This window comes from Neisseria perflava, assembly GCF_024170405.1.
Classification (GTDB): domain Bacteria; phylum Pseudomonadota; class Gammaproteobacteria; order Burkholderiales; family Neisseriaceae; genus Neisseria; species Neisseria perflava_B.
Map to the genome: position 1 here is coordinate 1 of NZ_JALJYC010000052.1, position 3,249 is coordinate 3,249.

Genomic DNA, 3,249 nt, shown 5'->3' on the forward strand with positions numbered 1-3,249 from the left:
CTTGTTTTGCTTATAAGGGCTCAGTCGACTTTTTTTCATGGGATTTATTCTAAATGATTTTGAATAAATCTAGTTATCTAGTACAGCCCCTTATAAAATTAAAAGATTAAACAACCGCTACGCTGTCATCCGCTACTTCTGATACGGTTTCGACGGCTACGCTGACGGCGTAAGCGGTTTCGCTGCTCAAACCGGCGGCAGTTTCATCGGAAGCGCTGCTGATGCTGTTGATACCGCTGTCGAGAGAATCGGCGGCGGTGTCGGAGAGCAAACCGCTGTCGGATGTGGTTTCAGACGCTGCGCTGGCGCTCAACAATTCGGTATTGACCGTTGCCACCATGTCCTCGCCGATGGCGTCGCTGGTTTCGCTGACGCTGTCGCTGCCCAAGGTATCGAGCGCCAACGATTTGACGGCGATGTCTTGCAGCGTATAGGTGTCGCCCGAATCAAAGCGGATGGTTTGCAGCATGGCGGCGGTGGAATCTTCCGCGCTGCCGTCGGTATTGATACTGATGCTGCCGTCGCTGCCGCCGTGGACGCTGATAATCACGCGGCCGTCTGAAAAGGCCAAACTCAAATCGTTGATGGTCAGGCCGTCGGTAAAATGAATCACCGTATTGCCGTCGTTGTAGGCCAAATCCACGGTATCGTTGCCGTCGCCTGCGCGGAAGACGATGACGTTGTCCGCATAAGAGCCGTAGTTGTCGATGAAGTGGTCATCGCCTGCGCCGCCGTCAAACACAACTTTGCTGCTGCCGACGGAAATGGTGTCTTCGTCCAAACCGCCGTAGAAGGTAACGGCGTATTGGTCGTCAGACGAATAGCTCATGGTAATCTTGTCGTCGCCCGCGCCGCCGTAAATGGTGCGGTCTGGGTTAAAACCGTTGCCGGAAATTCCGGTGAAGACATCTTGCAGATTTTTATCATTGCCGGATGTGCCATAGATGACAAATTCGCCGTCAACGTAAATGGTTTCGCTGCTTTCGTTTTGCTCGGTGACGGCAATCGGATCGGAGTTGAAATAGGTAAACAGTTCGCCCGCCGAATAGCTGCTGCCGTCATCAAAGACAAAGGTTTCAATCGCGCCTTCATAGCCGCTTTGGTTCAGCAGGGTAATGCTGTCGTTGCTGTCTTTGATTTTCAAAATCCACGTGTCGCCGTTTAATGCGGGCATGGTAATCGCACCGCTCAGGCTGTCGTAGCTGCTGACCAAAGAGGTGTCGTAACCCTTGATGATGGTTAATTCCAAATCGTCAATGGTCAGGCCGTCTGTAAAGACCAGCGTGTTGGCTTGGCGCATATAGCCCGGGTTGTATTCTTGGTCGGGGTAAACATTGAAATCGAAAATCGTATCGTTGCCGCTGCCCCGGCCGAAGGTGTACGTATCCGCGCCGAAGCTGCCTTCGATGTAGTCATCGCTGCCTGCCAGCGGTACATAAGTGGCCTGCGCAAGCAGTTCGCTGTAAGACAACGTACCGGAAGCCAATTCAAAGTTTTGCACCGCTACATAGTCGCCGCTTGGATTTTGGCTGCGAATAGTCAGCGTATCATCGCTACCGGCTATGGTGATAATCCAGTCCACATTGTCGCCGTTGGCCTGCTCGGTAATGGTAATATCGGCGGCTGTGACGCTGCTGTCAAAACGGATGGTGTTGGTGCCGTCTGAATCGGTAATCACATCGTTGCCGCTGCCGGTGGCGTAAACATACACATCATCTCCGCTGCCACCGTTGAGCGTGTCGTTGCCCGCGCCGCCGTCCAGCGTATCATTACCTTGGTCGCCGTTTACCGTATCATTGCCGTTGCCGCCGTAAAGCAAGTCGTTGCCCTCGCCGCCGTTGAGCGTGTCATTACCGTCCATGCCGTACACCACGTCGTTGCCACGGCCGGAATTGAGGCGGTTGTTGCCGCTGTTGCCGGTTAGGATGTTATCCGAATTATTGCCCGCGCCGTAAATGTTGGACGAACCGGTCAAAACTAGATTTTCTACATTGGTGGCAAGAGTATGGCTGACGCTGCTGTACACAGTGTCTGTACCTTGGTTGGCTGCTTCGATGACGGTGTCGCCGCTGTTATCGACATAATAAACATCATTACCGGCATAACCGCTCATGGTGTCGGCACCGGCTTTGCCGTCGATAATGTCATCGCCTGCGCTGCCGGTCAGGGTGTCGTCGTTTTCCGTACCGATAATGGTTTCGGAAGTGGATTCAATGTTTAAACCTTTTAATTCGGCAAATTCTGTAAGCGTATAGGTTTTATCCGCAAAGATAAAAGTGGAAACAGCCGGATTAGCCGTGCTGTTGCCGTCTGAAGGATATTGGTTAATGGTTAATTGGGTATTGTCGTCATCAGCGATGGTAATAACCCATGTATAGGCGTCGGTTTGGCTGACGCTTACATCGTCAATGCTGATATCATCGGCAAAACGTAAAGAGTTGGCGCCTGCTGTATCGCTTAAGATATCCTGACCGCTGTTGCGCTCAACAATATATGTATCATTACCTTCGCCACCATCCAAGACATCATCGCCTGCGCCGCCGTTAAGCGTATCATCGCCTGCGCCGCCGAGTAGGGTGTCGTTACCCTCGTTGCCGTTGATGGTGTCATTGCCGTTGCCACCGTCTAAAATATCATTGCCTTCGCCGCCGTTGATGGTGTCGTTTCCATCCATGCCGTACACAATATCATCGCCGCGACCGGAATTTAAGCGGTTGTTGCCGCTATTGCCGGTCAGGGTGTTGTTTGAGTTGTTGCCTGCACCATAAATATTATCGGTACCGGTCAGTACCAAATTTTCGACATTTGTAGGAAGGGTATAGCTGACATTGCTGTACACAGTATCAATGCCTCCGTTTGCGCTTTCGATAATCGTGTCAGCTGCATTATCACTATAATAAGTATCGTTACCTGAACCACCATACATAGTGTCTTCTCCTAAACCACCGTTTAAAATATCATTACCGGCTTTACCGTATAAGGTATCGTTGCCGTCCTGACCGTTTAATGAATCAGCTAAATCCGTACCGGATAAAGTGTCATCGCTTGTTGTGCCATTGATTTCGACGGGGTTGTCTCCTGCCTCACTCAATAGCTTAATATATTCTGAAAAGCTATCCCATGAATCGAAGGTTTCATTATTGATAATAATTTCGGGGCTGTACTAGATAATTAGAGCAAATTACCTTTTACTAACTGTTTCAAAATAGAAATTTGAGATTTTATTTCACTGTTGTTAAAACGCCATTC

Annotated in this window: 1 protein-coding gene and 1 pseudogene; both read right to left on the minus strand. The window is 50.2% G+C overall.

Translation table 11 applies throughout. The features are described 5' to 3' along the window. Nucleotides 1-106: 106 nt before the first annotated feature. The gene (locus tag J2T37_RS11450) at nt 107-3,091 is read right to left on the minus strand and encodes a calcium-binding protein (RefSeq protein ID WP_253356007.1); all 2,985 of its coding nucleotides are present in this window, start codon (nt 3,089-3,091) and stop codon (nt 107-109) included. Between the two features lie 80 nt (nt 3,092-3,171). Then, nucleotides 3,172-3,249: pseudogene (locus J2T37_RS11455) on the minus strand (IS1595 family transposase); the annotation flags it as partial.